General features: G+C 41.0%; 25 protein-coding genes. 8 read left to right on the top strand and 17 right to left on the bottom strand.

The window, feature by feature from the left end; all coding sequences use genetic code 11:
* The first annotated feature begins 225 nt into the window (after window positions 1-225).
* Window positions 226-1,539 carry a peptidoglycan DD-metalloendopeptidase family protein gene (locus tag J8L71_RS11740; protein ID WP_211000697.1) on the top strand — a complete coding sequence of 438 codons (1,314 nt, stop codon included), beginning with the start codon at window positions 226-228 and terminating at the stop codon, window positions 1,537-1,539.
* 76 nt (window positions 1,540-1,615) lie between these two features.
* Here the strand turns inward: J8L71_RS11740 and J8L71_RS11735 are convergent, their stop codons facing one another.
* From J8L71_RS11735 to J8L71_RS11715, 5 genes are all read right to left on the bottom strand, one after another.
* Entirely contained in the window at window positions 1,616-1,792 is a 177-nt protein-coding gene (locus J8L71_RS11735; protein WP_211000696.1) for a hypothetical protein, read from the bottom strand.
* A gap of 8 nt (window positions 1,793-1,800) precedes the next feature.
* Window positions 1,801-2,772 carry an aldo/keto reductase gene (locus J8L71_RS11730; RefSeq protein WP_211000695.1) on the bottom strand — a complete coding sequence of 324 codons (972 nt, stop codon included), beginning with the start codon at window positions 2,770-2,772 and terminating at the stop codon, window positions 1,801-1,803.
* A gap of 300 nt (window positions 2,773-3,072) precedes the next feature.
* Window positions 3,073-4,203 carry a sodium ion-translocating decarboxylase subunit beta gene (locus tag J8L71_RS11725; protein WP_211000694.1) on the bottom strand — a complete coding sequence of 377 codons (1,131 nt, stop codon included), beginning with the start codon at window positions 4,201-4,203 and terminating at the stop codon, window positions 3,073-3,075.
* Between the two features lie 12 nt (window positions 4,204-4,215).
* Window positions 4,216-5,994: a sodium-extruding oxaloacetate decarboxylase subunit alpha gene (oadA, locus tag J8L71_RS11720; RefSeq protein WP_211000693.1), complete on the bottom strand. Its 1,779-nt coding sequence runs from the start codon at window positions 5,992-5,994 to the stop codon at window positions 4,216-4,218.
* Between the two features lie 11 nt (window positions 5,995-6,005).
* A complete protein-coding gene (locus J8L71_RS11715) occupies window positions 6,006-6,251 on the bottom strand; it encodes an OadG family transporter subunit (RefSeq protein WP_211000692.1) in 246 nt (81 codons plus the stop codon).
* A 525-nt stretch (window positions 6,252-6,776) separates the two neighbouring features.
* Here J8L71_RS11715 and J8L71_RS11710 point away from each other — a divergent pair.
* The 3 genes from J8L71_RS11710 (at window position 6,777) to J8L71_RS11700 (ending at window position 7,794) form a co-directional block, all read left to right on the top strand.
* Complete coding sequence (locus J8L71_RS11710; RefSeq protein ID WP_002961939.1) at window positions 6,777-6,950, top strand: DUF1328 family protein; 174 nt, start codon at window positions 6,777-6,779, stop codon at window positions 6,948-6,950.
* 56 nt (window positions 6,951-7,006) lie between these two features.
* Window positions 7,007-7,198 (top strand): hypothetical protein, encoded by a 192-nt coding sequence (locus J8L71_RS11705; RefSeq protein ID WP_211000691.1) that lies wholly within the window; start codon window positions 7,007-7,009, stop codon window positions 7,196-7,198.
* Window positions 7,199-7,326: 128 nt separating this feature from the next.
* Entirely contained in the window at window positions 7,327-7,794 is a 468-nt protein-coding gene (locus J8L71_RS11700) for a YcxB family protein (RefSeq protein ID WP_211000690.1), read from the top strand.
* A 50-nt stretch (window positions 7,795-7,844) separates the two neighbouring features.
* Here J8L71_RS11700 and csrA read toward each other — a convergent pair whose 3' ends face one another.
* From csrA to ribA, 6 genes are all read right to left on the bottom strand, one after another.
* Window positions 7,845-8,036, bottom strand: coding sequence for a carbon storage regulator CsrA (gene csrA / locus J8L71_RS11695; protein ID WP_004587515.1), 192 nt, complete (start codon window positions 8,034-8,036; stop codon window positions 7,845-7,847).
* Window positions 8,037-8,127: 91 nt separating this feature from the next.
* Window positions 8,128-9,345 carry an aspartate kinase gene (locus J8L71_RS11690; protein ID WP_211000689.1) on the bottom strand — a complete coding sequence of 406 codons (1,218 nt, stop codon included), beginning with the start codon at window positions 9,343-9,345 and terminating at the stop codon, window positions 8,128-8,130.
* Between the two features lie 6 nt (window positions 9,346-9,351).
* Window positions 9,352-11,952 (bottom strand): alanine--tRNA ligase, encoded by a 2,601-nt coding sequence (alaS, locus tag J8L71_RS11685; protein WP_211000688.1) that lies wholly within the window; start codon window positions 11,950-11,952, stop codon window positions 9,352-9,354.
* 19 nt (window positions 11,953-11,971) lie between these two features.
* Complete coding sequence (locus J8L71_RS11680; RefSeq protein WP_058549530.1) at window positions 11,972-12,424, bottom strand: regulatory protein RecX; 453 nt, start codon at window positions 12,422-12,424, stop codon at window positions 11,972-11,974.
* On the bottom strand, window positions 12,424-13,212 hold the full coding sequence (locus J8L71_RS11675; RefSeq protein ID WP_211000687.1) for a BPSS1780 family membrane protein: 789 nt from the start codon (window positions 13,210-13,212) through the stop codon (window positions 12,424-12,426). The genes J8L71_RS11680 and J8L71_RS11675 overlap by 1 nt, the downstream gene beginning before the upstream one ends.
* An 81-nt stretch (window positions 13,213-13,293) precedes the next feature.
* The gene (gene ribA / locus J8L71_RS11670; RefSeq protein WP_211000686.1) at window positions 13,294-13,917 is read right to left on the bottom strand and encodes a GTP cyclohydrolase II; all 624 of its coding nucleotides are present in this window, start codon (window positions 13,915-13,917) and stop codon (window positions 13,294-13,296) included.
* Window positions 13,918-14,168: 251 nt separating this feature from the next.
* On the opposite strand from ribA, the gene J8L71_RS11665 reads away from it, so the two are divergent.
* Window positions 14,169-15,281 (top strand): energy transducer TonB, encoded by a 1,113-nt coding sequence (locus J8L71_RS11665; RefSeq protein ID WP_211000685.1) that lies wholly within the window; start codon window positions 14,169-14,171, stop codon window positions 15,279-15,281.
* A gap of 52 nt (window positions 15,282-15,333) precedes the next feature.
* Here the strand turns inward: J8L71_RS11665 and J8L71_RS11660 are convergent, their stop codons facing one another.
* Together J8L71_RS11660 and J8L71_RS11655 are read right to left on the bottom strand one after the other, a co-directional pair.
* Entirely contained in the window at window positions 15,334-15,783 is a 450-nt protein-coding gene (locus J8L71_RS11660) for a low molecular weight protein-tyrosine-phosphatase (protein WP_211000684.1), read from the bottom strand.
* A 36-nt stretch (window positions 15,784-15,819) separates the two neighbouring features.
* Entirely contained in the window at window positions 15,820-16,326 is a 507-nt protein-coding gene (locus J8L71_RS11655) for a DUF3087 domain-containing protein (protein WP_211000683.1), read from the bottom strand.
* Window positions 16,327-16,472: 146 nt separating this feature from the next.
* Between J8L71_RS11655 and J8L71_RS11650 the strand changes: the two genes are divergently transcribed.
* The 3 genes from J8L71_RS11650 (at window position 16,473) to J8L71_RS11640 (ending at window position 18,280) form a co-directional block, all read left to right on the top strand.
* The gene (locus J8L71_RS11650; RefSeq protein WP_211000682.1) at window positions 16,473-17,102 is read left to right on the top strand and encodes an energy transducer TonB; all 630 of its coding nucleotides are present in this window, start codon (window positions 16,473-16,475) and stop codon (window positions 17,100-17,102) included.
* A gap of 64 nt (window positions 17,103-17,166) precedes the next feature.
* Window positions 17,167-17,670 (top strand): sigma-70 family RNA polymerase sigma factor, encoded by a 504-nt coding sequence (locus J8L71_RS11645; RefSeq protein WP_211000681.1) that lies wholly within the window; start codon window positions 17,167-17,169, stop codon window positions 17,668-17,670.
* Window positions 17,657-18,280: a hypothetical protein gene (locus J8L71_RS11640; RefSeq protein WP_211000680.1), complete on the top strand. Its 624-nt coding sequence runs from the start codon at window positions 17,657-17,659 to the stop codon at window positions 18,278-18,280. Before J8L71_RS11645 ends, J8L71_RS11640 begins: the two co-directional genes overlap by 14 nt.
* Window positions 18,281-18,534: 254 nt before the next feature.
* Here the strand turns inward: J8L71_RS11640 and J8L71_RS11635 are convergent, their stop codons facing one another.
* The 4 genes from J8L71_RS11635 to J8L71_RS11620 all read right to left on the bottom strand — a co-directional run bounded on the left by J8L71_RS11635 (window position 18,535) and on the right by J8L71_RS11620 (window position 25,143).
* Entirely contained in the window at window positions 18,535-20,277 is a 1,743-nt protein-coding gene (locus tag J8L71_RS11635) for a potassium/proton antiporter (RefSeq protein WP_211000679.1), read from the bottom strand.
* A gap of 456 nt (window positions 20,278-20,733) precedes the next feature.
* The gene (locus J8L71_RS11630) at window positions 20,734-22,110 is read right to left on the bottom strand and encodes a Na+/H+ antiporter NhaC family protein (protein WP_211000678.1); all 1,377 of its coding nucleotides are present in this window, start codon (window positions 22,108-22,110) and stop codon (window positions 20,734-20,736) included.
* A 186-nt stretch (window positions 22,111-22,296) separates the two neighbouring features.
* The gene (pbp4b, locus tag J8L71_RS11625; protein WP_211000677.1) at window positions 22,297-23,958 is read right to left on the bottom strand and encodes a penicillin binding protein PBP4B; all 1,662 of its coding nucleotides are present in this window, start codon (window positions 23,956-23,958) and stop codon (window positions 22,297-22,299) included.
* 9 nt (window positions 23,959-23,967) lie between these two features.
* Window positions 23,968-25,143, bottom strand: coding sequence for a DUF1343 domain-containing protein (locus tag J8L71_RS11620; protein ID WP_211000676.1), 1,176 nt, complete (start codon window positions 25,141-25,143; stop codon window positions 23,968-23,970).
* Window positions 25,144-25,573 lie beyond the last annotated feature (430 nt).

Here is a 25,573-nt window from a genome sequence, read left to right as displayed (position 1 = left end):
CATAACAAATTTCTACCTAATTAAAACAACTTTTTAAGTGATTCATGCAACTAAACAAAATCAATTGAGTCTTAGTTAGATAGAGCGTTAAAAAAGGCTTTCTAAGCTCGATTTTAGCGTAATTTAAGGTCAGTTTAAATCTACAAAACACTAGTATTCATACATTATTAGGTATATCCTGCAATATTATGTATTTATTATCTTAATAGCAGAAAAAGGCACGTTATGGTTCACGTGGTTCGCACGCTCCCCAAAAAACACAAATTGCTTATATTAGGTTTGGTTTCTGTTATTGTTGGCTTAGCCTTCCTTCCTTCTGAAAAAGCCACTGCATCCAAAGACAATAGTGTAAATGCACTAGAGATTGGTAAACGCTACGAACTACAAGTAAAAGTTGATGGCAACGAAAAATTAACTGAGCTAAATTCAGAACAAGCAGCAGAAAAGTTACCAGAGTACGACTTTATCGATCACACAGTTAAAAATGGCGACAATTTAGCAATTATCTTCAAGCGAGCTGGCTTCTCAGCGCAAACGCTTCACAAACTAATTAATACAAACGCAGAAACACGTAAGCTAACAAAAATTCATCCAGGTGAAGTACTTAGCTTTGCAACTGCTGAAGATGGCTCTTTAGCACAACTGCGTTATGTAATTTCAAAAACAGATACGCTGTTTGTTACTTTAAATGATGAAGGTAATTACGATACAGCTATCGACAGTAAAGAAATTGAAACGATAACCAAAACCGCTGGCGGTGAAATATCTAACAACTTTTGGACGTCTGCAATTGCTGCAGGATTAAGTGAACGTCAAATAATGAACTTTGCGGATATTTTTGGTTGGGATGTCGACTTTGCAAATGACATTCGTAAAAACGATCAGTTTGGTTTAATTTACGAGTCTCACTACGTTGATGGTGAGTTTATTGGTACTGGTAAAATTATTGCTGCAGAATTTATAAACCAAGGCCAACGCTTTGCAGCTATTCGCCACACCGACGGCAATTTTTATACGCCGGAAGGTCGCAGTATGAAAAAAGCATTTTTACGCGCACCCGTTAACTTCAAATATATTAGTTCAAGCTTCAACCCTAAGCGTTTACACCCAGTTACAGGTCAAGTAAGAGCTCATCGAGGTATTGACTACGCAGCACGAACAGGCACACCTGTGGTTGCTTCAGGTAACGGCAAAGTAATCAAAGCAGGCTATAGCAAATATAACGGTAACTATATATTTATTAGCCATGGCACTCAGTACGTTACTAAGTACTTACACCTTAACAAAAAGCTTGTTAAAACAGGTCAAAGAGTTAAGCAAGGCGACAAAATTGGTACGGTTGGTTCAACAGGTCGTGTGACTGGTGCCCATTTACATTATGAGTTTTTAGTAAATGGTGTTCACCGTAACCCTAAAACCGTTAAGCTTCCTAAGTCGGAGCCATTACCACGCTCTGAGCTTGCTAAGTTTAAACCGATTGCTGATAACTTTATTGCACAGTTAGAGCGCAATCGCGAACTACAATTAGCACTTAAGTAACGCTTAGTTATAGATAACAAAAAAGCCTTTGCAGGATAACCTTGCAAAGGCTTTTTTATGTTTTTAATTTAACGTGTCAGTTCATTAATACGTAAATAAGCTGCACCACTAGAGACACCATAACAAGCGGCCAAATGTATTTACTGTATTTGGTGGCGCCATCAAGCCCCATTTTACTTTGGTACTTTTCAAGTAGCGGAATAAGCACTGCTAGGGCTACAAACAAGCAAATTAAAATAACAAATATGTTCATAGCGATTCCTACGGTAACTCATGACCTTTAGCACTTACATAAAGTGCATACCAATGTTCGCGGCTTAGCTCTACATTTACAGCATCACAAGATGCTGTAATTCGCTTAGCGTTAGTTGTGCCTATAATTGGCTGTATCGATGCAGGATGGCGAAGCAACCATGCAAGTACAATAGCTTCTGGCGAGGTATCGTATAGTGCAGCAAGTTTATTAACGAGTATGCTGGTATTTATATCTTCTTGCGATGCATTTGATAAATCGCTACCCGTATATAAACCTTGGCATAAGCTCCCCCAGCTTTGAATTTGAATATCAAAATGTCGGCAATATTCAATACTACCAGGGGTAAAGTTAAGATTTTTACCATCAGCATTGCCCGCATAAACACCTTCATCAACAAACTGGTGTTTTTGCAAGCTTGCCTCGATTTGATTAGCCACTATTGGCATATCGAGAGCATGCTGTAAAAAGTTCATTTGATGTTGCTGCATATTCGATACAGCAAAATTACGCACTTTACCGCTTTCTTGTAAGCAACTAAATATTTGCGCTACTTCATCTACTTCCATAAGCGGATCTGGACGGTGTAGCATAAGTACATCTAGGTAGTCTGTGTTTAAACGCTTTAGCGACCCTTCCACCGACTCCTCTATCCATTTTGCAGAGAAGTCATAACGCTTCGGCCCCTTATTGTCCTCAAAGCGAATACCGCACTTAGACTGAATATACATTTTTTCTCTAAGCTCAGGGCGCTCACTTAATGCTTTGCCAAAAACCTGCTCTGCTTTACCAAATGTATAAATATCAGCATGGTCAAAAAAATTAATGCCGCCTTCAATGGCGTTATCTATACATTCATGAGCTTGCTTAACATGTGCATCAGTGATTGCGTCTTTATTCCAACCGCCGCCCAGCCCCATACATCCAAATACAAGTTTACTAACATGAGGCAAGTGCTTTGCTAAAGGCGTGTGAAGCATGGTAACTATCCTTAAAATGTTGAAGAGCTGTTACTGTAAACAAAAAGCGCTGAACAAGAAACCATTAAGAGGCGAAGAAATTAAGAACAAAAAAAAGCGCAGTAAACTGCGCTAATCGGTTGGGTTAAAAGAAGGGTCTATTGATCTTTGCGGATTAAATATATCCAAACTAGGGGCTATTTAATCACGGCGCGAGGTTTGTAACCTAGTGGACTCGGTAACTGCTCCTGCGTTACTCTACTGGCTTACATCCATATAAGAATAAGTAAAAACCAAGCAACAAAGAAAATAACCCCTAGCTTAACCAACAAGTGCTAATAAAATACCCGCAGCAACTGCACTACCAAGTACACCCGCTACATTGGGCCCCATAGCATGCATAAGTAAAAAGTTATGTGGATTACTTTCAAGGCCAACTTTATTAACTACTCGTGCCGCCATTGGCACAGCCGATACACCTGCTGCCCCAATTAATGGATTTATAGGTGTTTTAGATATACGGTTAAGTCCTTTTGCCATAAATACGCCCGACGCTGTACCAATTGCAAAAGCCAGTGCGCCAAGTACTAAAATACCAATAGTCTCAACTGTTAAAAACTTATCTGCAGCTAGTTTTGAGCCAACAGCTAAGCCTAAAAATATAGTCGTTATATTGATGATTTCGTTTTGAGCGCTATTACTTAACCTATCAACAACACCCGACTCACGCATTAAGTTACCTAAACAAAACATACCAACAAGCGGTATAGCTGCAGGTAAAAACATTGCAGTTAAGCTAAGCACCATGAGAGGAAATACAATTTTCTCTTTTTTAGATACCTTGCGTAGCTCAGGCATTTTAATTTGGCGCTCTTCAGGCGTAGTGAGTGCACGCATAATTGGTGGTTGAATAATTGGCACAAGTGCCATGTAAGAGTAAGCTGCTACAGCGATTGCTCCCAGTAAATCAGGGGCAAGCTTTGAGGCTAAAAATATTGCTGTAGGGCCATCGGCACCACCAATAATGGCAATAGCTGAGGCATCTTGTAAGGTAAACTCAAAACCAGGCACATAGTTTAATAGTATTGCGCCAAACAAGGTGGCAAAGATACCAAACTGTGCAGCAGCACCCAGTAATAACATACGCGGGTTTGCAATTAGCGCACTAAAATCTGTTAATGCGCCCACACCCATAAAAATTAATAACGGGAATATACCCGTATCAATACCTACGTAATATACGTAGTAAAGTAATCCACCGGGATCCGACAAACCAGCAACAGGAATGTTAGTAAGTATTGCACCAAAGCCGATAGGAAGCAGTAACAGTGGCTCAAAGTTTTTAGCAATTGCTAAAAACAATAATAAACACCCTACTGCAATCATTATCAAACCAGGAAATGTAAAGTTAGCAATACCTGTCGCATGCCAAAGGTTTAAAAGAGCTTCCATTTATACTCTCCTTTAAGCCAACGCTATAATTGCGTCACCCGTTGTCACCGAGTCACCTTCAGAAACAAGCACTTCAGCTATAGTGCCTGGGTGCATTGCACGTACTTCTGTTTCCATTTTCATGGCTTCCATAATGACAACGACATCACCTTCGTTAACAACTTGACCCGCTTTTACTTTTACTTTAAAAATATTACCAGCCAACGGCGCATTTAATGTCTCGCCAGATGCAACCGATGCAGACTGAGGGATATGCTCAGAATCTTTAAGGCTTACTTCTTTAAGTTCGCCGCCTTGTGCTACCACAACATCGTAAACCTTACCGTCTACTTTCACGCTATACTGCTCGGCAGTTACGCCCTTATTACCTGCAGGTTTTGCTGTTGGTTTACTCGCTTCATCGTCAGCACTTGGTACTGCTTCAAATGCATCAGGATTATTACGGTTTTTAATAAATTTAAGGCCAACTTGTGGGAATAATGCATAGGTTAGTACATCGTCTATTTGATCATCACAAAGCGCTAAACCTTGCTCTTTTACCTCTTTAAGTAACTCAGCTTCAAGTGTTGCAAGTTCTGGCTGTATCTTATCAGCAGGACGACACGTAATAACCTCTGCACCATCAAGCACTCGCTCTTGTAGCTCTTTATTCATTGGTGCTGGCGTTACCCCATATTCACCTTTTAGAACACCCGCAGTCTCTTTGGTAATTGTTTTATAACGCTCGCCAGTAAGCACATTAAGTACTGCCTGTGTGCCCACAATTTGCGATGTTGGTGTTACAAGTGGAATAAAGCCTAGGTCTTCACGTACACGTGGGATCTCAAGTAACACCTCATTTAGCTTATCGGCAGCGCCTTGCTCTTTAAGCTGGTTTTCCATGTTAGTTAACATGCCACCAGGTACTTGAGCTAGCAAAATACGCCCATCGACCCCTTTAAGGCTTCCTTCAAACGCAGCGTATTTTTTACGTACGTCTCTAAAGTAGGCTGCAATCTCTTCAAGCTGATTTAAATCAAGTTCGGTATCGCGAGCAGTGCCTTCAACAATCGCTACAATAGTTTCTGTTGCAGAGTGACCGTAAGTCATACTCATAGAAGAAATAGCGGTATCAAGCATATCAATACCTGCATCAATTGCTTTTTGATACGTTGCAGTACTTAATCCCGTAGTAGCATGACACTGCATAGCAATAGGAACCGAGACAGTTTCTTTAAGTGCTTTTATAAGCTCTTCTGCATCATATGGCTTTAATAAACCCGCCATATCTTTAATACAAATTGAGTGACACCCCATATCTTCAAGCTGTTTTGCAAGGGTGAGCCACATATCAAGCGTATGAACAGGACTTACTGTATACGAAATAGTCCCTTGCGCATGTGCGCCAACTTTAACGGCCGCCTTAATTGCAGTTTCTAGATTACGTACGTCATTCATTGCATCAAAAATACGAAATACATCAACACCGTTTTTGTGTGCTCGCTCTACAAACTTTTCAACTACGTCATCAGCATAATGGCGGTAACCTAATAAGTTTTGGCCGCGTAATAGCATTTGCTGTTTAGTATTTGGCATTGCCTTTTTAAGTGCACGAATACGCTCCCAAGGATCTTCACCTAAATAACGAATACACGAATCAAATGTTGCGCCGCCCCACGACTCAATCGACCAATAACCTGCATCGTCTAATTTGCTTGCAATAGGAAGCATGTCGTCTAAACGCATACGTGTTGCTAATAAAGACTGGTGAGCGTCGCGTAATACTAATTCTGTTAATTTTAATTTAGCCATGTGTGTGCCCCTTAGTTATTATTTGATTTGTACTGAGCAATGGCAGCACTAATAGCAGCGATGTGCTCTTTTGGCACACCTTGAGATTTAAAAGACGGTGATTTAACCGGTGTTGCCACTTCTGGCTCGCTAAAACGCGCAACCAAGTGAGACATAAGCGTTACAGCACCAATTAATATTGAAAGAAATACAAACACGCCCACCATACCCGTAAGCATTAAACTGCCCGCAGTAGTGAGTACAGCTCCTATATCCATTTTTCTCCCCTTAAAACATACCGAAATAAAAAGTCGGTTTATTTAAATAATTATTCACTGGATGATAACAAAACAATTAACTTTGTCTACACCCTGTAAATTGGTAAAACCAATTAAAATAAAAATAACATATCGCCACTACGGTTAACATAACTAAAACCGCTATAAACGCTATTGCGTATAGATTGCAAAAATAACGGCTATAGACAAAGCTTATACCCATCCTCGTAACAACGTATAAATACTATTAAATCTAGTATGTTATGGAGCTGTTCGCTTATAAGGCCAAAGAATAAATGTAAATTGGTCTTACCAAGTGGCGTTAAATTTCAATAGCTACACCTAACGTTTACTAAATTTACATAACTGTGAATAAGTTACATAACAAAGCGTAAAAATTACTATAGGGATGATATTTAAAACCTCACCCAAACAACATAACCAACTGATAATTAACATTAAAATAATTTGGCATATAACTGGCATTAGTTACTTCGAACGATTTGATAAACCAAGGAGAAGACAATGTTACGCTGGACAATCACATTTTTAGTTATTGCTTTAATCGCTGCAGTGTTAGGTTTTGGTGGCATCGCAGGTGCCGCAGCTGGTATAGCAAAAATTATATTTTTTATCTTTTTAGTACTTTTAGTGATTTCATTAGTTTCAGGTGCGCTACGTGGTAAATCACCCAGGTAGATAAGGCATACGACTAACCAACACTAAATTAATTAATACTTACAAGGAATTACACTATGAACTCTACAACTTTAAAAGCAGCTTTAGTCGCAGTATTTGCGGGTTTTTTCATGATGGGTTGTGAAGACAACCACGCAGAAGACGCAGGCGAGCGTATTGATGAAGCAGTAACTGACGTGCAAAACTCTGTTGAAGATGCATGTGAAAATGTAAAAGAAGGCGTTAACGCAGAAGAAACTAACTGTTAATTCTTCGCCTTTAAAAAAGCGGCTTACGAGCCGTTTTTTTGTGCGCGCAATAAAATCCTCACTTTAAAGCTGCTCATTGAAGAGCTTACTGTTAAGATGTCGAAAATTACGCTTTAAGTATATACAATATGGCATTCACAACTACCTACACGCTTGATAAACCTTATTTTTACGAGTGCTTTGACGAATCGCTTCCTTATAGTAAACGCGCCAAACCCAAGTATTTTTTACTCGTGCTACTTATTGCGCTTGGCTTATTTGGTATTTATGGATTGGACGATCATTACCTAGGTACATTTATGATCATGCTAGCAGTGCTAGAGTGCGTGGCATTTTACTATCGCCGCCCATGGTGGGTTACTCGGCAAATGTTTAGCAGAGCATCAGGCTCTGAGGTTACGCTCACTTTTGACGATGTAGGCATTAAATCGTCTAATCACTACAAAAGCTACCAACTAGCATGGCAAGACATTACTGAAGTGATAAACACTCCAAACGGTTTGTTAATAAAAAATAAAAGCGGTATGCAATACATATCAAAACAAATACTAAGCCCTGAAACACTCGATTTTATAAACAAAAAAGCCACTCAGTGAGTGGCTTTTTAACTAGCTGAGTAAATTACTCAACTACGTATACGTGTTGATTAAGCATTGCCCGGATTAGGGTTCGACTTTTCAGCTTGTATGCGCATGTAAATCTCTTCACGATGCACAGATACGTCTTTAGGTGCATTAACACCAATTCGAACTTGATTTCCTTTAACACCTAGAACGGTAACTGTTACTTCGTCACCAATCATTAGGGTTTCACCTACTCTACGAGTTAGTATTAGCATTCTCTTGCTCCCATGTTCCAATAAAAATTATAAGATTCCGCTTAAACATATTAATGAAAAATCGATTGAAAAGTAAGTAAAAACTCCCTAACTACTCATTTTCCGTTAAAAATGTTTTATGTAATGCACGAATTGCCAACTCTAGGTACTTTTCATCTATTAAAACCGAAATTTTAATCTCTGACGTTGAGACTAAAACTACGTTAATATTTTCCTGCGCTAATGCATCAAAAAATAAACTAGCTACACCAGAATGCGATTTCATACCCATTCCAACAGCAGATACTTTGGCCACTGTTGTTAACCCACTAATATTATCAGCGCTTAATTGAGCTTGTTGCTCGGTAATTAATTCAAGCGCTTGCAGGTAGTCATTCGAGTGCATAGTAAAAGCATAGTCTATTTTTTCAAAGTTATGATTATCTTGATTAATCATATCTATTTCGACGCCATTATCGGCAAAAAGTTTCAAAATTTTTGAAAGGTATTGCGTGCCGCTTGGCATACCTTGTACCTTAATTAAACATTCGTCGCGATTAAACGCAATACCCGAAACAACCTTACTTGGCATGTCGTTTTCCTCAAAGCTAATTAACGTTCCTTCATCAGGGTTAAAGCTTGAAAGCACCCTAAGCGGAACATTGTGTTTACCTGCCGCCTCTACAGAGCGAATGTGCAATACTTTAGCGCCTAAACTGGCCATCTCTAGCATTTCAGCAAAGGTTACTTGGCTCATTCGCCGCGCATTAGGTTCAACACGAGGATCTGTAGTATATACGCCATCAACGTCTGTATAGATCTGGCATTCATCAGCTTTTATAGCCGCAGCTATTTCTACAGCCGAGGTATCGGTGCCACCACGGCCAAGCGTTGTAATATTGCCCTCAACGTCACGCCCCTGAAAACCCGCAATAATAGCAATGCGGTTATGTTCAAGCTCATGCTTTAAGCGCGTAGCAGCAATGTCCTCTATTCGGGCTTTGCCAAACATGTTATCGGTTTGAATATTAACTTGATCAGCAAGTAAGCTTACGGCCGAATGGCCACGCTTTATAATAGCCATAGCTAGAAGCGATACAGACACCTGCTCTCCGGTGCTAATAAGTACGTCTAGTTCACGGCTACTCGGGCGAGTATCAATTTGTTTGGCGAGATTAATTAAGCGGTTGGTTTCTCCCGACATAGCCGAGAGCACCACAACCACTTGATGACCTTGTTGCCTAGTTTTAACAACAAGGTCGGCAACCGCTTCTATTCGCTCTATTGAGCCAACTGAAGTGCCGCCATACTTTTGGACAATAAGTGCCACGTAATCTTAAACTTTCTCGGTTACCCAAGCTGTTACGCTTTCAAGCGCTGCGTTTAAGTTTTCAGGCTGAGAGCCACCCGCTTGAGCCATATCAGGACGACCGCCGCCTTTACCGCCTACTTGGCCGGCCATGTGGTTTACAAGCTCACCGGCTTTAACTTTGCCTGTTAGGTCTTTAGTTACACCGGCAATTAGGCTTACTTTGTCGCCACTGGCAACACCTAGGGCAATAACACCTGAGCCAATCTTGTTTTTAAGGTCATCAACCATACCGCGAAGCGCTTTAGACTCAGTGCCTTCAACGTTTGCAACTAATAGCTTAACGCCATTAATTTCTACAATCGAATCAAGTAAAGACGCACCTGCAGCACTTGCTAGCTTGTCGTTAAGCTGAGCAATTTGCTTTTCAAGGCCTTTAGACTTCTCAAGTAAGGCCGTCACTTTTTCAAGTACTGATGCACTATCGCCTTTAACAAGCGCTGCAACATCGTTAAGCTGTTTTTCTTGCTCATTTACATAAGCAACCGCATCTGCGCCAGTTACCGCTTCTATACGGCGAACGCCTGCAGCAATACCGCTTTCAGATACAATTTTGAATAAACCAATATCACCAGCTCGCTCAACGTGTGTACCACCACAAAGCTCAATTGAGTAATCCCCAATAGTTACTACGCGTACTTCGTCGTCGTACTTTTCACCAAATAGCGCCATAGCACCTTTCGCTTTAGCATCATCAATTGCCATAAGCTCAGTGTTAAGTGCAAAGTTACGGCGAATTTCGTCGTTAACTACACGCTCAATTTCACGTAACTCATCTTTTGTAACCGCTTCAAAGTGAGAAAAGTCAAAACGCAAACGATCCGCTTGAACAAGCGAGCCTTTTTGACTTACATGCTCACCTAATAACTGGCGAAGTGCTTCATGTAAAATATGCGTAGCTGTGTGGTTTTTCTTGATGTTCTCACGACGAGCATCATCAATAGTGGCATCCACTTTATCGTTTACACCAATACGGCCTTGTACTGTACCGTGGTGCGCAAATGCATTACCTAGCTTAGTGGTGTTAGTAACAACAAACTCGCCACCAGCAACCGTAATTGTTCCGGTATCGCCAGTTTGGCCGCCAGATTCTGCGTAAAACGGTGTGCGGTCTAGTATTACAATGCCTTCTTGGCCATCTTCTAGTAACTGTACGGCTTCGCCACCAGCAAAAATTTCTACCACTGTCGCGCTATAGTGTGTGCTGTCGTAGCCTTTAAACTCAGTAAGCTTTTCTGATTTTAATTGCTCGTTGTAATCTGCACCAAATTTACCTGCTTGCTGCGCAGTTTTACGCTGTACAGCCATGCATTCTTCAAAGCCTTTATGATCAATTGTCATTTGGCGTTCACGTGCAACATCGGCGGTTAAATCGGCAGGGAAACCATATGTATCATAAAGTTTAAATACTAAATCGCCCGGGATCACATCGCCTTTAAGGTCACTTAAGCTTTCTTCTAAAATAGCTAAGCCACGCTCAAGTGTTTTACCAAATTGCTCTTCTTCAATGCGAAGTACTTTTTCAATAATTTCTTGTTGCTTAGCAAGCTCTGGGTACGCTTGACCCATTTGCTCAATAAGTGCAGCAACTAATTTAAAGAAAAACGCGCCTTGTGCGCCAAGCTTATTACCATGGCGAACCGCACGGCGAATAATACGACGAAGCACGTAACCACGACCCTCGTTAGATGGCATAACACCGTCTGAGATTAAAAACGCACACGAACGAATATGATCCGCCACCACGCGAAGTGACTTATCGTCCATATCTTGCGCGTTAGTTACGCTTGCGGCTGCTGCAATTAAGCCTTGGAATAAATCGATTTCGTAGTTTGAATGCACGCCCTGCAAAATAGCAGAAATACGCTCAAGGCCCATGCCTGTATCAACAGATTGCTTAGGTAATGGCAGCATAGTACCGTCGCTTTGACGGTTGTACTGCATAAATACGAGGTTCCAAATTTCAATAAAGCGGTCGCCGTCTTCCTCTGGAGTGCCTGGAGGTCCACCCCAAATGTGCTCACCGTGGTCGTAAAATATTTCAGAACACGGACCACACGGGCCTGTATCACCCATAGACCAAAAGTTGTCTGAGGTAGCAATACGAATAATGCGATCTTCACTTAAGCCAATATCTTTTGACCAGTACTCAAATGCTTCTTCATCGTCATGATAAATAGTAACAAGCAGTTTTTCTTGAGGTAATTTAACAACCTCAGTTAAAAACTCCCACGCAAACTTAATTGCTTCTTGCTTAAAGTAATCACCAAAGCTGAAGTTACCTAACATTTCAAAAAATGTGTGGTGGCGCGCCGTGTAACCAACGTTTTCTAAATCGTTATGTTTACCACCGGCACGTACACAACGCTGCGAGCTTGTCGCACGTGTATATGGGCGTGATTCCGCGCCTAAAAATACATCTTTAAACTGCACCATACCGGCGTTGTTAAATAACAACGTGGCATCGTTACCCGGAATAAGCGAGCTTGAAGGTACAACTTGGTGTTGTTTGCTGGCAAAAAAGTCTAAAAACTGTTGCCTAATTTGTGCGGTAGTCATGTGCTGCATTTGAAAGTCTCACCTGTATTTACTGTGCTTGCATTGCAAAATTAATTTCATCGTAGCTAAACCCTCGATACATTAAGTAGCGCACGCGCTTAGCTTTGTCTTTGTAATCGAGATTTGGCGGTGTATCCGAATATTTTTTGTTGTACGCATCCTGCGCCAGCTCAAACCAATCTATTTCAAGCTCTTCAACTACTCTCTCAAGTAGCGAACGGTCAATCCCTTTGCCCATGGCTTCGCTTTGAATACGCTTAAGCCCGTGGCATTTAAATATGTGTTTTCTTACAAAACCTTCACAGTATCGCTGCTCATTAATAAAATTGTGCTCTTCGCACCAATTAAGCAAGTTTTCGATAAACTCGTCTGTGGCTTCTTTTTGCTGTAGTTTTTGCGTTAACTCACGGCGCGAATACTCTTGGCGCCCTAGTAACCAAAGTACATAATTTTTTAGCTTTTGCTTTAACTTATCATCCATTAAGCGTCAAAACGCCCGCTTGTTTCGCTGCTAAGTGGCTTAACATTGCTATCGTCACTTGGTGGCACAATTGGCATAAAAATAGCCTGATAAGATACAAAAAAGCTAATGTAGCAAATTGGCATTAAAATCAATAGTGGTAAGAACGATAAGAACATAGAAAGCGCCATAAATAATGCGCAAATAACACCAAAAACGCCCAGCGGAAATAAATTATGGTAAAACACCATTAACGACTTTTTAAGTGCCGTTAAAATGCGTGCTTCTTTACTAAAATAAACAAGCGGTACAGCGTACGCAAATGCCGTTAGGTAAATAAGCATTGCCATAAAAAATAAAATAACGTTAGCGCCAGATATACTCTCAAGCATTTGCTCAAGTGCTACATTTGGATCAAGCCCTGGTTGGCTCATAACAGCCACCGCATCGGCAAATAAGCCATTAGCAAGTAACGCTATTAAAATACCCGCGCCCATTTGGTAAAGTGCCAAACGCAATAACCCTAAACGATTTCCCTTTGCTGAAAATGGTTTGAGTATATCGGCCAGCATAATTTTACCGCCTTGCTGTTTTGTAAGCACCGCCTGATAAAATCCAGCGGTTAAAAACGGCGTAGCTAATGCTGCAACAACTTGCAGTACAGGTAAAAACAAAGACAGTAGCCCTACAATGCCAATAAACAAATGCATAAATATAAAGGTTGCTGGCTGGGTTTTAAAAATAAGCCATCCGACTTTAAACCACTTTAGGCCTGCATCAGCTTTAAAAATTCGTAATTCTGTAGACATACTTGCTCTTAATTTAAAACGAAACACGCCAAGTATAACTTGGCGTGAGGGGGGATTAATAGACAGAACGCAATTAAATGCTTAAGGTTTTTTAATTTTCTTAATGTCTAGCATGTGCGCGCCGTGCTTAATTTTGGTTTCTAGGTACGACTTATTACCTGCAACACCCGCTTTAATGTGTGCGTGAGTACCAATAACTGAGTCAACCTCAATACCTGCATCTCTGAGTGCATTAAGCTTTTTAGGGTTATTAGTCATTAACTTAACATGGCTTAAGTTAAGTGCATTAAGCATTAACACCGCATCCGAAAAATCACGTAAATCGTCGGCAAAGCCTAAGTGGTTATTAGCCTCGTAGGTATTCATACCTTGCGATTGAAGTACATAAGCATCAATTTTATTGTATAAACCAATACCACGCCCTTCTTGGCGTAAATATAGTAAAACACCGCCTTTTTCGTGCATCATTTCAATACATTCATTTAATTGCTCACCGCAATCACAACGTGACGAATGAAATACATCCCCTGTTAAACACTCAGAGTGCATACGAATAAGCGGCACAGCTTGCTCGGTATCGGCGTTATTAAACACCATAGCAATATGCTCTTGGCCATCTTTTAAGTCAGTAAATGACACTATTTCTGCAGGGATATCACTGTTTTTGCCAACATTAAGCTGGACTCTTGCTCTTACATGCGCCACGACAAATCCAAATATTTAAATAACTACGACACGATGAAGTGATAATATCACAAACGTTTAAATTTAGGTCGTAGTACAACATTGTTTATCGCAATTATATGGCGACGACAGCGCCTATTTTCAATGTTTAACTGCAATTTAAAACCCCTTAACAAATGAGTTAAGCATTTACATTCATTTACCCACTTTAATGACAACTACTCTTACATGGTGTACGTTATTATAAAGTATGGATATTAATAGGGATTATTATGAAGCCACAGCAACTCGCCTTATTTGTTGGTTTAAGTTTATCAGCGCTAAGTGCAACTACTTTAAGCATTCAAGCACTAGCCAGCCAAGCAAGCGATCCTCAGCTTGTTTTTAGCCAAGCATATCAAAGCTATTTAGCAGCCGTTAAAGCAAATAAAAACGTACAGCAAGCTGCTGAGTTTGCTTACACCTCTGGAAAAGCTGTTTACGGCGAAAGCTCAGATAACACCGCTAACTTAGCTATTAACTACGCTAAAGCTATTAAAGGCTACGGCAATGAGCTAAACGAGCAGCGTTATACCCTTTATAGTAAAGCCCATACTATTTTAGCTACAAACCACGGCAAACAATCAATAGAAACAGTTGATGCATTGCTTGGCCAAGCTAACTACACAACATCAGCATATCAAGCAGATAACTATTTAGAACAAATAATTGAAATAGCCGAAACACAAAACAACCCTAAGTTTGTAGCCGACATGAAGCTCGAGGCTGCAACGCTACTGGCTAAAAAGCATAGCCACAAAAAATACCGTGAAGCTAAAAACTACCTAGAAGAAGCCGACGAGTATTATCAAGAAAACTTACCCGAAAACTCACTAGAGCGTATAAAAGCTGATTTTTTAATGGCCTCATTCGCAGAAGGTCGTAAAAAATACAATCAAGCGATTGAAAGGCTAAACCGTATAGTCAATGTATTCGATAGTAACTTAAACTTTGATCACAGTGCAGAGCTAAGCGCTCACTCTAAACTTATTGGCCTGTACGAAAAACAAGGTAAAAGCGAAGAAGCAACTAAACACTGTCTAGCAATTGCTAAAATGGTGCCATGGAAAGAATCGCAAGAGCAAACGCCGCTTTACCGCGTTAACCCTAAATACCCAGTTAACAAAGTCAGATTTAGTACCGATGGTAGTGTTGTTATGGAGTTTGAGGTAAATGCAGCTGGCTTTGTAAAAAACCCAAAAGTACTTAGCTCTGAAGGCGGCAGCGCATTTGAAAAATCAGCCAAAGCAGCGCTTGAGCAATGGCGTTACGCGCCAAAGTTTGAAAATGGCAAACCCGTTAGCGCTGTAACTCAGGTGCAACTCGACTTTAAAATTAACCGATAAGCTAAAATATAAAAAAGCGCCATTTGGCGCTTTTTAAATTTATAAATGACTCCTAAATTTTAGCGAGTATTTTATCGCTAGCCGCTTCTATTAAATCAAGCACGTTTTCAAAGCCATCATCGCCGCCGTAATATGGGTCGGGTATCGCGCTTTGGCTTTGCTCACCGTATTCTAAAAACAGTGCCAGCTTGTAATGTAAATGCGCAGGACATTGCGCTTTTAAATCAGCTAAATTTTGTGTGTCGGCCGCTAAAATTAAATCAAACTCAGTAAAGTCACTGGTGCGCACCTTGCGTGAATAAATACCTTTAAAGCTATAACCGCGTTTTTCCCCAGCTGCCATTGAGCGGCTATCTGGCGTTTTACCTTCGTGATAACCAATAGTGCCTGCCGAGTCGACTTTTACCTCAACACCTAATTTTTTAGCACGCGCTTTTAACACCGCCTCTGCTGTTGGCGAGCGGCAAATATTACCTAAACACACTATAAGTACTTTTTTCATCAGGGCTAGCTCCTTTAAACTAACTTTAAAACTGTTTTAAAACTGCTTTAAAATACTCGCATCATACTCATCAGCGTTAAGCGTAACGTTATACTTTGCAGCCACACTATCAAGCTCTGTTTGCTTTATAGCTAATTCGTCCATGGTAATAGTGTTATCGTCTAGCTGCCATAAAAGTCGTGAGCCCGCATAACTATAATGAATCGCTAACAGTGCATCGGCATTGCCCTCGCGCCCTGCTGCTTTTAGTTTTGGCATTTTACGGGTGATTTTATTAAGCGCTTGTTTTAACTCCCACACGTACACTACTTCGGTCATAAAACTATGTGTACGGTATTTATTTAACAGCCAGCCAATTGCCAAACTGGTTATAACAACACCGGTTAAATTCCAATGAAAATGGCTACCACTTTCATCAGGAAATAGCGCAATTAATGTTTGCGATATAGCCAAGCTGCCAACAGCCAAACCCGCTGCACCACCTGCAATTACCCGATTTAAATGCTTGCGGTAACGTGCTTTATCTATTTGTATGAGTTGCATAACAGCCTAAAAAGTTAATAAGTAAAAGAATGCGAATGGCTATTGTAACTAAACCCTGCAATTTTTATAAAATTATTTAACCCCTTTTTGATTTGCCCCCCGTTATAGCTTTTAAATAACCCAAATAAGTTTACTCGGAGCGGCTTATGCACACACTTGAAGTACCTAACAACTCAGCATTTATTAAAACATCAACCGCCGTATTTGGCGGTGCAGTAATGACCTTTGCGGCTTTTGCGTTTATGCAATATTTAATATCTGGCGAGCAGCGCGCGCCTATAAAACCAGGTGGCGATATTATTGTAGAGATTTTTCAGGCGCCTGAGGATTCAAAAGTCAGGCATATACAAAAAATACAGCCGCCACCACCTATGCCTAAAATGCCGCCAAAAGCACCACCGCTTGATACATCAACCGATCCAATGCTAGCAATTAGCGACTTTACGCCAGTTACGATTGACGATTTTGGTGATGATATAAATAGCACTATTAACCGCCCAACAGGAGATGCAACGCCCATAGTGCGCATAAACCCTAAATACCCAGCGTCTGCTGCCCGCGATGGCATAGAAGGCTGGGTGCAACTTAGCTTTAATATTTCGCCCACCGGTGAAGTAATAAACCCAGTAGTTATTAACGCAGAGCCAAAACGTACCTTTGATCGCGAAGCAATAAGAGCCATTAAACGCTGGAAATATCGCCCCAAAGTAATAGAAGGTGTGGCACAATTACAAACTGGTCAAACCGTACAGCTCGATTTCAAATTACAACAATAAAAGCGATGAGCCTATGCTACTAAGTATTAAGTCATGGTTATTTGAAACGCCAAGCAAGGATTGCATGGCAAGTTACGCAAAAAGTGGCGACAATCGTTACTTAGAGCAGCTTATTGCCCTCTATAGTAACGACTTATACCACTACCTTGTTACGCAATCTAATACGCATTTAGCATACGACATAAGCCAACAAACATGGCTAAAGGTAATCGAAAAACGCCACCTTTACCAAGCGCAAACCACGCCAAAAGCATGGTTATTTAAACTCGCGCGCAACACATTAATAGACGAATACCGCAAACAGCAGCGCTTTGTAGAGCTTGACGAAAACACTCATCTACCCGCGCAGCAAAATGAGCAAAGCAATATAAGTTATCAAGCATTCGATAATGCACTTAAACAGCTAAGCTTTGTACAGCGCGAAGCCATTACCTTACAACAAGAAGGCTTTAGCCTTGCCGACATAGTACTTATAACCCAAAGCAACCATGAGAGCGTAAAAACGCGGCTGCGCTATGCCAAACAAAACCTTAAACGTTTATTAGGAGCAAACAATGAACAAGCCTGATGAGCAGTTTGACCAAAAGCTCACTCAACACTACAAAGAGCGAAAAGCACGCACTACACTCACTGCCTCGCAGCAAAAAACGTTACTTAGTAAAGACACGCACACAAAGCCTAAAAAGTTCGGCTTTACCCTACAGTTAACCAGCCTTGCCTGCGCACTGGGCGTGTTCGCATTTATTGTATTTGATAGCAGCAATGGCATTAACCACGTGCCAAAAACCGTGCTTAACAGCTCATTTAAGACTATAGACATTCACGACTACTCAATTATTAAAACCCACGAAATAAACCCATCGGGCAGTTACACAAGCGCCATTACCGAGCAAAAACACGCACTCGATACTCAGCATGCTAATAACTTACGCTTACATCAACAGCGCCACATAGAATACGGCACGCTTGTAAAGGTTGATAACGACTGGTACATAGCCAGCTGTAATGACGAAGTGCTAGTACAAATTAAGCAGTCACTGTTGAGCGAGCTAAAAGGTAAACACGCGGTTGAAAGTAATATAAATACGGGTGATATGTTGGCCATGGCGCATAACGGCAAAGGGCAGATTATTGCGCTTAAACATGTGGGTGCTGGGGTTAGACAGTGTTCCAGTTAAAGTTCTTAATCTCTTTCATTGAATTCCCTTTAAATAATCTTTGTTACATAGTGTAATATTGAATTATCAACAGTTGCATTTATTTCGGGCTACCGCCCGATGCGTTAGCAAGCTGTACGCCTATAATAAACACTACACATACTTAGCTTTGGGTGTGCTCATTACATTGGAGAACTGTTGGGTTTCGTGTCACTCAACCCAACCTACGTCCGCTATAAATGTGCTGTCACCATTTAATAAATCATTGTTAATGATTACTGCTTTAAAAGTCGCTTTTCAGGATTACTCAAGTACTTTAAGCCAATAGTCACTATACGTGTATTTACCATAGTTATAACGCGTAGTTGAACATTACCAATAACAACCACTGAGCCTTTAGTCACCTCTTCACCGAGCTTTTGGTTAATTACCTCTTCTAGGCTTATATCCTCGGGCGCGTCTATGTGCATGTGGTAAGAGTAAAATATGTCTCCTACTAAGGTGACCCCTTTCACTTTAAGTTCGTTATGCGCTAAGTGGCTATCTTGATGGTTTGTTTTATCGGTTGCTGTAAAAACTAAGTCCACAAACGGTCTGTTATTTGGTTTTAAAACAACAAATAAATGATCGTTTGCTTTTAACTTAGTTGAGCCGCGTGGCGGTATGATTGACGGCCCGCGAGTGATCATGGCTACAACTACACTTTCTGGCAGTGCAGCATGTGACAAGCTACGCCCAGAAACACGCGAAACCTCACTTAGCGTGTACTCTACAATTTCTATATCAATATCGTTTAGTGCGGTAATTTCGAGCGTTGCAGCGGCTAAATCGGGTGGTGGCTCGACTAAGTTTAATTTTTTAGCTATCCAAGGCATTGTTGAACCCTGTAACGTAGCTGAAATTAACACCACGAAAAATACAACATTAAAAATAAGCTCAGCCCCTGAGAGGCCAAATAACAATGGAAATATAGCTAATATAATAGGCACTGAGCCTCTAAGGCCCACCCAAGATACGAACAACGTTTCGCGATTATTAAAGCCAAACAGTTTTAAAATAGGCGCTACAGCCAATGGGCGAGCAACAAAAATAAGTGCCAGTGCAATCAGTAATCCTTCTAGCCACACATCAACCAACGACGACGGGTTAATAAGCAGGCCTAATACAACAAACATGGTTATTTGCCCAAGCCACGCTAAACCATCGTGAAAAAGAAAAATACCGCGTTTATATACAAACTTGCTGTTACCTAAAATAACACCCGTTATAAATACAGCTAAAAATCCACTGCCGCCAAGCGTTGCAGAAAGGCCAAATGAAAGTAGTCCAAATGCCGTTACCATCACTAAATATAAACCCGATGCATTTAGTTTAATTCGATTAATAAACCAAACCGATACCTTACCAATTAAAAAGCCACACACAGCGCCTACACCCATTTGCTGCGCAAATAACTGCAGTAAACCAAGCCCTATTGGCATATCGTTAACGAGCATTTCGAGCAAACCAACCGTTAAAAAAATAGCCATTGGATCATTCGAGGCACTTTCTATTTCAAGGGTTGATTTAAGCTTTTTATTTAAGTGAATACCGGCACTTCGTAAAAGCGCAAACACGGCTGCGGCATCTGTAGAACCAACAATGGCCCCCAGTAAAACACCTTGTAATATGGGCAGGTCTAAAATATAAGTGGCAACAAGGCCTGTAATTACAGCGGTAAATAACACCCCGACGGTTGCTAAAGCAGACGCGGGTTTCCACACTTCTTTAATTGAACTGGTAGGTGTTTGTAAGCCACCATCAAATAGAATAATGGCAAGCGCGAGAGTACCCAAAGCATGTGCAGCCTCTGCGTTATCAAATGAAATACCTGCAATACCGTCTTCACCTGCAAGCATACCTACTAGTAAAAATAGCACCAGCACTGGTAAGCCAACGCGAGCAGATAGCTTGCTCGAAATTACTCCAAGTAGGATTAAAATGGCACTAACGAGAATGATATTATCTATTACAAACATAGTGTGGGTTTACAGCCTTGTATGAGTTATACCAATCCGCAATAATACTTAATCATTTTGCGGGGCTAAACGTGTCGCTACCTGCGTTAAAAAATTCTCATTTACGACTGCATGGATGCAGAAGGTAGAGCAATGCAGGAGCAATTGCCGAGAACAACTAAATAGCGAATTTTTTGCCTAGCTATCAACACGTTTTTCCAGCCTCAAAATAGATCACTTAATTAAGCGAATTGGTATTAAAAAGTAAGAATTGCCTATTATCAAAAAGCTTAAAGCGTATGCTATACAATAACCTAAAAAATATAAATACGGGTACTTAAGTCTATATTTAAATGCTTTAGATTAAGTTAGTGAGTTATTAGAGCTGACATTACTAAGTTGAATATTTGAATTATTTGTTTTTAAACAAAAAAGCCTGCAGTTATGCAGGCTTTTGAGTATTAAAGTAACATGTATTTATAACACAATTATGCTTGTTACTAAGTACGCTATAAACGTGAGTGCGCCGCCAAATAACGCGTACGGTAGCTGCGTTTTAACGTGGGTGAGTAAATCACAACCCGAGGCGAGTGCCGATACGGCGCTGGTGTCGGATATAGGCGAGCAGTGATCGCCAAATATACCACCACCCAAAATAGCACCCACTACAAGTGAAGGCGGTAGGCCAAGCTCTTGAATAAGTGGCACGCCAATAGGGATGAGTATGGCAAATGTGCCCCACGATGTACCCGTAGTAAACGACATAACCGCGCCGGTGACAAACAGCACAGGTACAATTAAGTAAATAGGTAAGTAGTCGCCTACTAATGAGGCTACAAATACGCCGGTGCCTAGCTCTTTTAAGCTTGCGCCCAATGTAAGTGAAAGCAATACAATGCTTACCAGCGGTAATAGCTCGCCCATGCCTTTAAAGCCGGTATCAACTAACTGATGGTGAGTAAATTGCCGAGAGCTGATCATTAAAGCGTAAGCCACCACAATGGCTAATACCGTTGCGTATAGCACCGATTTTGAGCCGCTACCTTCTGCTAATACGCCGTTGCCGGTGTAAAACATAAAGCCTACCATGCTCACAATAAGCGTGACTAAAGGCACTAACATGTAACGCGCTTTAGAGCCTTTTACTTCTTCTTTTAGGTCGGTTTTTTGCAGCTCTAGCTTTTGTTCGGCTTCTTTCATTGGGCCGTGCACTTTATCAAACGCGATAGTGTAAAACACAATGACTAAGGTGATAATGGCGTAAAAGTTATACCCTACGCTGCCCCATAAAATAGACACTGCCGATTCGCTTAGCTCGTAATTACCAAGCAAACCCAGCACAAATGCCCCCCAGCCATTAAGCAGTATTAAAATACATACCGGCGCACTGGTGCTATCAATAATGTAAGCAAGACGCGCTCGGCTCATTTTAAATTTGTCGAACAGACCGCGCGATACAATACCTGAGGTTAATACACTTAAGTTTGATTCTATAAATACTGCAATGCCGGTAAACATGGTTAAAAAACCAACTTGGCGCTTACTTTTTGCAATGCCTTTGTTCATAAGTAGGTTAACTGTGGCTGCCACACCGCCAGATTCGCGAATGTAGGCAAGCAAAGCACCAATCATAATACTAAATATTAAAATGCGAGTATTACCTGGCGAGCTGGCCACCGATATTAAACGCTCAATGGTATTTAAAAATGTAGCAAATAGAGTATTACTCTCGCCTTGTATTGCGAGTAAAAACTCTGATGAAGCCACAGCCACCAAAAGCGCCATTATTACTTCCTTTCGCCAAAACACGATGGCGATAGCAATCAGCGGCGGTAATATAGAATACCAAGACATAAGTTAACCTTTATTAATAGCGAAGTGCGTTCGCTTAATCACGTTTAAACGCTTATTTTGCAGGCCGTTTTAAAAATGTGGCCTGAATTTGTAAACCGCTTAGCTTAATGGATTGGCTTAGTTAAGTCACCTGTAAATAAATCACTTAAGGCACTGCACTTAGGCCGTTTTAGCCTAAGCGATAATTTATTGATTTAGTAGTGCTTCGTAAATAAGCGATACCACTGAACCATATTGTGCGGTCTCGTATTGTTTACCCAAAAACTGGTAATGTTTTTGGCTTCCTTTTATTTTTGTGTGGCGCGCATTGGTCAATAAAATAATAGCTAAATCGTACGTTGGGTCAATTACGGTAACCGTACCCGTCCAACCGGTGTGTCCATACGCTTGTGCACTTGCGTAGGGGCCAAAATGCCAACGTCTTGCTTGGTTGTTACCTGCAAGCCTAAAACCAAGGCCATAGGTTTCGTTGTTTAATTGTGGTGTTAAAAACTGCGCTAAGGTTGATGCGCTAAATAACTGATTATTGCCAAACCCACCTTGGTTTAATAGAACTTGGCATAGCACCGCTAAATCGGGTGCATTACTAAATAAACCCGCATGCCCTGCTACGCCATCAAACGAATAAAATGCCCGCTCGTCGTGCACTTCGCCTTGCAAAACATTAGTGCGGATATTATCAAACTCAATTCGCCCATCACGGGTGTTACCGCTAAGCTCGGTAGCTGCAAATTCAGAACGTTTAAAGCCCTTTTTAAGTGGGTTAAATACCGTATTGGTTAGTTTAAGTGGGGCATAAATTTGCTGCTCTAAGTAGTCATCGAGTGATTGCCCGGTTATGCGCTCGACCAGTACGCCTAAAATCATGTAATCAATATCTGAGTAAACGGCTTGTGCGGGGTATTTATTACTTAGCGGTACTTGCGTCAGTAACAGCTGCTTAGTGGTTTGGCTATTTTGTGAAAAATACGCATCGCCATTTTTAGTACTTTTACGATGAAAATCAAACACGGGCGGGTAACCCGCTGTATGCGTGAGTAAGTCTTTTACTGTGCGCAGTTCGCGCCCTTCATCTTTGTATTCGGGCAAATAACTTTGCACGGGTTTGTTTATATTTAAAAGCCCTTCGCTTACCAGTTTCATAAGCGCAAAGTTAGTGGCAAATATTTTGGTGTTAGATGCTAAATCAAACAGAGTGTGTGTTTGCATTGGCTCTGGGCGTAGTAGCATTAAATCACTTTGTTGGTACTGCTTGGCATCGCCATAGGCGCTAAGTTTTATGAGCTCGCCACTTTTTACAACGGCCAATACCGCCCCCGGAAAACCTGCTTTTACATCTTTTTGTATCAAGGCATCTACTTGGCTAAAGTCTATATTGCTTTGCACCGCGGTATTTAACGTGGGAAACTCAAAGCGTAGGGTAAGGCTTGCGCCCTCAGGCTTAATATTTTCAACTTTAAACGTATTAACCCCGTTATGAGTGCGCCTTGCGAGAGAGTACTCGTATAAAGTATTCGCGGCGAGTTGACTGGTAATATTAAGCTTTTGGTTATTTATAAAAATATCGGCACTTATCGCGTTATTATTTTGAATTAATAACTGCCCGCGCCCTTTGTACGCTTTAAATGTGCCGCGGTTATTTACGTATTCACGACTACTTGGGTTAGCCTCAGGAAAGGTAACCACGACTTGTGCATTTGGAAGCGTTACCAAGTTACTTTGTTTAAGCTCACTCGCTGTAAAATCATTAGCTTTATTGCTGCTACACGCTGCAAGTGTAAGGCCCATAACGGCTAATAAAGCTGTTTTAAAATAGCTGCTTATTTTTATGTTTATTACTAACGCCATTTATAACCCTTACTTGTATAGTAAATAAGGCGCGCGTTGCTTTTTAAATACCTCAAGCCCTTGCTGCCAACTTTGTTTTATTTGTGCCTCTGATTGTCCTGCTTCAATAGCTAAACGTAACTTATTAGTACCTGCCAATTTATCCATAAAATCAGCGCGTTCAAAAAAGGTAATATTATTTTTAGTTAATTTACTATAAGCCGTTATTAAATAACTTAAATTAAGCCCGTGCGTATTTTCCGTGCGTAAATCGAGCCCTTTTACAGGGGTATTTTTAAATTTAGGATTAGCCGCTGCGCCTTTAATAGAGCGTGGCGTAAAACTAAATTCTCCAAGCGCAACGGGCGAGTAGCCAATTACCTGAAACGCAAAGTCGGTGCCTCTGCCAATACTTACTGGCGTTGCTTCAAAAAAACACAGCGACGGGTAAAGCGCGATTGATTGATCATTCGGTAAATTAGGGCTGGGTTTTACAGGTAAACTGTAGGATGTTGAGCGCGTGTAATGATCAACCGGGATCACAGTAAGCTTTAAATCAGCCGCTTTATTGATCCAGTTTTCGCCTTTGATCATTTTAGCAAGCTCGCCTACTGTCATACCGTGCAACACGGGGATTGGATGCATGCCTACAAACGATTTAAAGTCGCGCTCAAGTATTGGCCCATCAACGTAGGCAATATTGGGGTTTGGCCTATCAAGCACAATAAACTCAGTACCTTGCTCTGCTGCGGCTTCCATCATGTAATGCATAGAGCTTATGTAGGTATAAAAGCGCACGCCCACATCTTGAATATCAAAAATAATAACATCTACATTGCTAAGGGCTTCTGCGCTTGGCTTTTTGTTTTTGCCATAAATAGAAATAAGCGGGATACCGGTTTTGCTATCAACTGCATTTTTAACATGGGCACCGGCATCGTGATCGCCTCTAAAGCCATGCTCAGGTGCAAAAATTTTGGTTATGTTTATATTTTTAGTGAGTAACGCATCTACTAAATGCGTATTTACGACAAGCGATGTTTGATTTACTACAAGCCCAACGCGTTTATTTTGTAGCTGCGGCAAATAATGTTTGTATTGAGCAGCGCCAACAACGGGGGAATTTTGCTCTTCGCTTTGCTTAGCGCCTACATTAAATAAACTGCTAAATAGTAATACAAAGGTGATAAATACGGCTTTAAACATACAGCAAGATCCTTTTAAACAAGGTGTTTAAAATACCACAGCTTAAGTTAAAGAGCAGTGAATGGTTTTAAGTAGATACGCAAGTAATTAGAAGCTGGGCTTCTCACGTGAGCAAGCTTTACGTCTACAATAATTTAACTCAGAGTTTAAGTTACATCTGTAGGCGCTCAGCTTGCTTGCGCGACGAGTATTGCTCGTAAATGGTTTTGGGTGGGTACTAAGTAATTAGAAGCTGCGCTTCTCACGCGAGCAAGCTCTACGTCTACGACTATTTAAGTCAGAGTGTGAGTTACATCTGTAGGCGCTCAGCTTGCTTGCGCGACGAGCATCGCTCGTAAATGGTTTTGAGTAGGGTACTAAGTAATTAGAAGCTGCGCTTCTCACGTGAGCAAGCTCTGCGTCTTCAGGAGAGTAATAACTTTATTTCAGG

It is taken from the genome of Pseudoalteromonas sp. MMG007 (assembly GCF_018100985.1).
In the GTDB taxonomy this organism is placed as follows: Bacteria; Pseudomonadota; Gammaproteobacteria; order Enterobacterales; family Alteromonadaceae; genus Pseudoalteromonas.
Note: the sequence above shows the minus strand (reverse complement) of the source record. Positions and strands in the feature narration are given on the sequence as shown.